This is a genomic window from Malikia spinosa (assembly GCF_002980625.1).
In the GTDB taxonomy this organism is placed as follows: domain Bacteria; phylum Pseudomonadota; class Gammaproteobacteria; order Burkholderiales; family Burkholderiaceae_C; genus Malikia; species Malikia spinosa.
On sequence record NZ_PVLR01000071.1, the window covers coordinates 1 to 5,298 of the forward strand.

Genomic DNA, 5,298 nt, shown 5'->3' on the forward strand with positions numbered 1-5,298 from the left:
CTCGACCGGCAAGATCCAGAAGTTCGTGCTGCGCAGCCAGATCAAGTCGGCCAGCGCCATCGAATGACGCCCCGCGCGGAAGGACTCATGAACAAAGACATCATTCTGCAAACCCGGGGCCTGACCAAGGAATTCCTGGGCTTCAAGGCGGTCTCGGACGTCAACCTCGAGGTCGAGCGCGGCAGCATCCATGCGCTGATCGGCCCCAACGGCGCCGGCAAGACCACGGTGTTCAACCTGCTGACCAAGGTTCATGCCGCCAGCAGCGGCCAGATCCAGTTCAAGGGCCAGGACATCACGCGCGAAAGCCAGGTCCAGGTGGCGCGGCGCGGCATGATCCGCTCGTTCCAGATCTCGGCCACCTTTGCGCATCTGACGGCACTGGAGAACGTGCGGGTCGGACTGCAGCGCAAGCGAACCGACTCGTTCAACTTCTGGTCGTCGCAAAAGCGGCTCGACGCGCTCAACGGGCGCGCGATGGAGCTGCTCGAAGCGGTTGACCTGGCCCAGTTCGCCGACATCGTGACGGTGGAGATGCCGTACGGGCGCAAGCGCGCGCTCGAGATCGCCACCACGCTGGCGCTCGATCCCGAGCTGATGCTGCTCGACGAGCCGACCCAGGGCATGGGCCACGAGGATGTCGGGCGGGTGGTGGAGCTGATCCAGAAGATCTCGGCCAACCGGACCATCCTGATGGTCGAGCACAACCTGTCGGTGGTCGAGACCCTGTGCGACCGCATCACCGTATTGCAGCGCGGCGCCGTGCTGGCCGAGGGCGACTACGCCACGGTCTCGAACGACCCGCGCGTGCTCGAAGCTTACGTAGGAGTCGACGCATGAGCAGCGCCTTCAACCCCAACGGCGAGATGCTGCGCGTGACCGGGCTGCACGCCTTCTATGGCGAGTCGCACATCCTGCACGGCATCGACCTGCATGTGAACCGCGGCGAGCTCGTGACCCTGCTCGGGCGCAACGGCTCGGGCCGTTCGACCACGCTCAAGGCGATGCTGGGCCTGGTGGGCCGACGCAGCGGCTCGGTCATGTTCAACGGCACCGAGATCAACCAGACCGCGCCGCACCGGATCGCTCGCCTGGGGCTGGGCTACTGCCCGGAGGAGCGCGGCATCTTCGCCGGCCTCAGCACCGAGGAGAACCTGCTGCTGCCGCCGGTGGTGGCCAGCGGCGGCATGACGCTCGAAGAGATCTACGAGCTGTTCCCCAACCTCAAGGAACGGCGCAACAGCCCGGGCACACGCCTGTCGGGCGGCGAGCAGCAGATGCTGGCGATGGCGCGCATCCTGCGCACCGGCGCCAAGGTGCTGCTGCTCGACGAGATCACCGAGGGCCTGGCGCCGGTGATCGTCAAGAAGCTCGGCGAGGTGATCCGGCTGCTCAAGTCGCGCGGCTACACCATCGTGCTGGTCGAGCAGAATTTCCGCTTTGCCGCCCCGTTGGCGGATCGGCATTACGTGCTCGAACACGGCCATGTGGTGATGACCGTGCCCAAGGAAGAGCTGGCGGCGCGCACCGGCGAGCTGCATCAACTACTGGGCGTCTGACGCCCGAATCATTCCCATAACGACCAGGAGACAAGCATGAAACTCAAACATATCGCTCAAGCCGCCGCCCAGGTGGCCGCCCTGGCCCTGCTGGCCGGCACGGCCCAGGCCCAGGTGTCCGACGGCGTGGTCAAGATCGGCGTGCTGACCGACCTGTCCGGCACCTATTCCGACCTGGCGGGCAAGGGCGCCGTGCTGGCGACCAAGATGGCGATCGACGACTTCGTCGCGGCCGAAAAGCCGGGCTTCAAGGTCGAGCTGGTCTCGGCCGACCACCAGAACAAGGGCGACATCGCGGCCAACAAGGCGCGCGAGTGGTTCGAGCGCGACAAGGTCGACGTGGCCAGCGAACTGGTGACGACCTCGGTCGCGCTGGCGGTGCAGAAGATCGCCAAGGACAAGAACAAGATCGTGCTGATGTCGGGCCCGGGCTCGACCGCGATCACCAACGAGAGCTGCAACGATGTCTCGGTGCACTGGACCTACGACACCTACGCGCTGGCCAACGGCACCGCCAAGGCCGTGACCCAGGCCGGCGGCAAGAAATGGTTCTTCCTGACGGCGGACTACGCCTTCGGCCATGCACTCGAGAAGGATGCCTCCGACGTGGTCAAGGCCAATGGCGGCGAGGTGATGGGCGCGGTGCGCCATCCCTTCCCGGGCAACGACTTCTCGTCCTACCTGCTCAAGGCCCAGTCCTCGGGCGCGCAGGTCATCGGCCTGGCCAACGCGGGCGGCGACACGATCAACTCGATCAAGCAGGCGGCCGAGTTCGGCATCACGCCCAAGCAGTCGCTTGCCGGCCTGCTGGTCTTCATCACCGACGTGCATTCGCTGGGTCTGAAGAACACCCAGAACATGTACCTGACCGAAGGCTTCTACTGGGACCTCAACAACGAGACCCGGGCCTGGTCTAAGCGCTTCTTCGACCAGCACAAGCGCATGCCGACCATGGTGCAGGCCGGCCAGTATTCCTCGACCATGCATTACCTGAAGGCGGTCAAGGCGACGGGAACCGATGACACCGCCAAGGTGATGACGCAGATGAAGAAGACGCCGATCAACGACTTCTTCGCCAAGAACGGCAAGATCCGCGATGACGGCCGCATGGTGCACGACATGTACCTGCTGCAGGTCAAGAAGCCGGCCGAGTCGAAGACGCCCTGGGACTACTACCATGTCAAGGCGACCATTCCGGCGGCCGAGGCCTTCCAGCCGCTGTCGGCTTCGCGCTGCGCGCTGATCAAGAAATAAGGCCTGTGCCTGACCCGCGCCGGGTCCTGCGGGACCTGGCGCTCCTGCCCCACCCGCTTCAAGGTCACAAGCCATGGAAATCTTCGGCATCCCGTCACAGGCCTTTTTCGGTCAGCTACTGCTGGGCCTGATCAACGGCTCCTTCTATGCCGTGCTGAGCCTGGGACTGGCCATCATCTTCGGCCTGCTCAACATCATCAACTTCGCCCATGGCGCCCAGTACATGCTCGGCGCCTTCGGTGCCTGGCTCGGACTGAACTACCTGGGCATCAACTACTGGCTGGCGCTGGTGCTGTCGCCGCTGCTGGTCGGCGCGTTGGCGGTCGTGATCGAGCGCAGCATGCTCAAGCGCCTGTATCAGCTCGACCATCTGTACGGTCTGCTGCTGACCTTCGGCCTGGCGCTGATGGCCGAGGGCCTGTTCAAGAACTTCTTCGGTGTCTCGGGCGAGTCCTACGAGGCGCCGGAACTGCTGCAAGGCGGCATGCAGCTGGGCTTCATGTACCTGCCGATCTACCGCGGCTGGGTCGTGGTCGCGGCACTGACGGTCTGCCTGGTGGCCTGGTACGTGATCGAGCGCACCAGCCTGGGCGCCACGCTGCGCGCAGCGACCCAGCGCCCCGACCTGGTCCAGGCGCTCGGCATCAACGTGCCGGTGCTGGTGACCGCCACCTATGCCGCTGGCGCCGCGCTGGCCGCCTTTGCCGGCGTGCTGGCCGCGCCGATCATGCAGGTCAATCCGGTCATGGGCTCGAACCTGATCATCGTGGTGTTTGCCGTGGTGGTGATCGGTGGCATGGGGTCGATCCTGGGCTCGATCGTGACCGGACTGGGCCTGGGCGTGATCGAGGGCCTGACCAAGGTGTTCTATCCGGAAGCCTCGGCGGTGGTGATTTTCCTGATCATGGTGCTGGTGCTGCTGGTCAAACCCGCCGGCTTGTTCGGCAAGCAGGCCTGAGGATTTCCGATGACAACTCCTACACACTCCCACTCCAGCCGCCAGACCGTGCTGCTGTTTGCCGGCCTGATCCTGGTCGGCCTGATCGCGCCGTTCCTGGTCTATCCGACCCTGCTGATGAAGCTGCTGTGCTTCGCGTTGTTCGCCTGTGCCTTCAACCTGATGCTGGGATTCTCCGGCCTGCTGTCGTTCGGCCATGCGGCGTTCTTCGGCGGCTCGGCCTACATCACCGGCTATCTGTGCCGTGACCTCGGCGCCACGCCCGAGATCGGCCTGCTGGCCGGCACGCTGTTCGGCGGCCTGCTCGGCGCCGTGTTCGGCCTGGTCGCGATCCGGCGCGCCGGCATCTACTTCGCGATGATCACGCTGGGCCTGGCGCAGATCGTGTACTTCCTGGCGCTGCAGATGGGCTTCACGGGCGGCGAGGATGGCATGCAGGGCATCCCGCGCGGCCAGCTGTTCGGCCTGATCGACCTGTCGGACAACCTCGCGATGTACTACTTCGTGCTGGCGGTGTTCCTGCTCGGCTTTGCGCTGATACACCGGACCATCCACTCGCCGTTCGGCCAGATCCTGAAGGCGATCCGCGACAACGAGGCGCGCGCGACCTCGCTCGGCTATGACGTGGCGCGCTTCAAGCTGATTGCCTTCGTGCTGTCGGCGGCACTGACCGGACTGGCCGGCTCAACCAAGTCGCTGGTGTTCCAGCTGGCCTCGCTCGGCGATGTGCACTGGCACACCTCGGGCCAGGTGGTGCTGATGACGCTGCTGGGCGGGCTTGGCACGCTGCTCGGCCCCGTGGTCGGCGCCATGACCATCATCGGTCTCGAGAACCAGCTGGCCGACAAGGTCGGCTCCTGGGTCACGGTCATCATGGGTGGCATGTTCGTGGTCTGCGTGCTCGCGTTCCGGCGCGGCATCGTCGGCGAAATCAAGGCCATGCTGCAGGGCAAGGGCCGCTGAAGCCGCCCGCCCCCAGCCCGAAAAAGGACCAGACGCATGAGTTACCAAGCCCCGATCAAGGACATGCTGTTCGTCATGCAGGACCTCGCCGGCATCGGCCAGGTCGCTGCCCTGCCCGGCTTCGAGGACTACGACCTCGACACCGCCCAGGCCGTGCTCGAGGAGTCGGCCCGCTTCTGCCAGGACATCGTGGCCCCGCTGAACTGGGAGGGCGACCGCAACCCTTCCTCGTTCAAGGACGGCCAGGTCACGACCACGCCCGGCTTCCAGCAGGCCTACCGCCAGTTCATCGAAGGCGGCTGGCAAGGCGTGATCCACCCGACCGAGTACGGCGGCCAGGGCCTGCCGAAGCTGATCGCGACCGCCTGCACCGAGATGCTGCATGCGTCGAGCCTGTCGTTCGCGCTGTGCCCGATGCTGACCGATGGCGCGATCGAGGCGCTGCTGACCGCCGCCAGCGACGAGCTGCGGCAGAAATACGCACCGCAGCTGATCTCGGGCCAGTGGACCGGTACCATGAACCTGACCGAGCCGCAGGCCGGCTCGGACCTGGCAGCAGTGCGC

The 5,298-nt window shown here is 65.5% G+C and carries 6 protein-coding genes; all 6 read left to right on the forward strand.

Annotated features, from left to right (window positions below; translation table 11 throughout):
- Positions 1 to 87 precede the first annotated feature (87 nt).
- Positions 88 to 840 (forward strand): ABC transporter ATP-binding protein, encoded by a 753-nt coding sequence (locus C6P61_RS16955; protein WP_105731083.1) that lies wholly within the window; start codon positions 88 to 90, stop codon positions 838 to 840.
- The gene (locus C6P61_RS16960) at positions 837 to 1,559 is read left to right on the forward strand and encodes an ABC transporter ATP-binding protein (RefSeq protein WP_105731084.1); all 723 of its coding nucleotides are present in this window, start codon (positions 837 to 839) and stop codon (positions 1,557 to 1,559) included. The genes C6P61_RS16955 and C6P61_RS16960 overlap by 4 nt, the downstream gene beginning before the upstream one ends.
- A gap of 36 nt (positions 1,560 to 1,595) precedes the next feature.
- Positions 1,596 to 2,813 carry an ABC transporter substrate-binding protein gene (locus C6P61_RS16965; RefSeq protein ID WP_105731085.1) on the forward strand — a complete coding sequence of 406 codons (1,218 nt, stop codon included), beginning with the start codon at positions 1,596 to 1,598 and terminating at the stop codon, positions 2,811 to 2,813.
- 73 nt (positions 2,814 to 2,886) lie between these two features.
- The gene (locus C6P61_RS16970; protein ID WP_105731086.1) at positions 2,887 to 3,771 is read left to right on the forward strand and encodes a branched-chain amino acid ABC transporter permease; all 885 of its coding nucleotides are present in this window, start codon (positions 2,887 to 2,889) and stop codon (positions 3,769 to 3,771) included.
- A 9-nt stretch (positions 3,772 to 3,780) separates the two neighbouring features.
- Complete coding sequence (locus C6P61_RS16975; protein WP_105731087.1) at positions 3,781 to 4,734, forward strand: branched-chain amino acid ABC transporter permease; 954 nt, start codon at positions 3,781 to 3,783, stop codon at positions 4,732 to 4,734.
- 36 nt (positions 4,735 to 4,770) lie between these two features.
- Positions 4,771 to 5,298: acyl-CoA dehydrogenase family protein (locus C6P61_RS16980; RefSeq protein WP_146115088.1), on the forward strand; the 528-nt coding region annotated here is incomplete at its 3' end.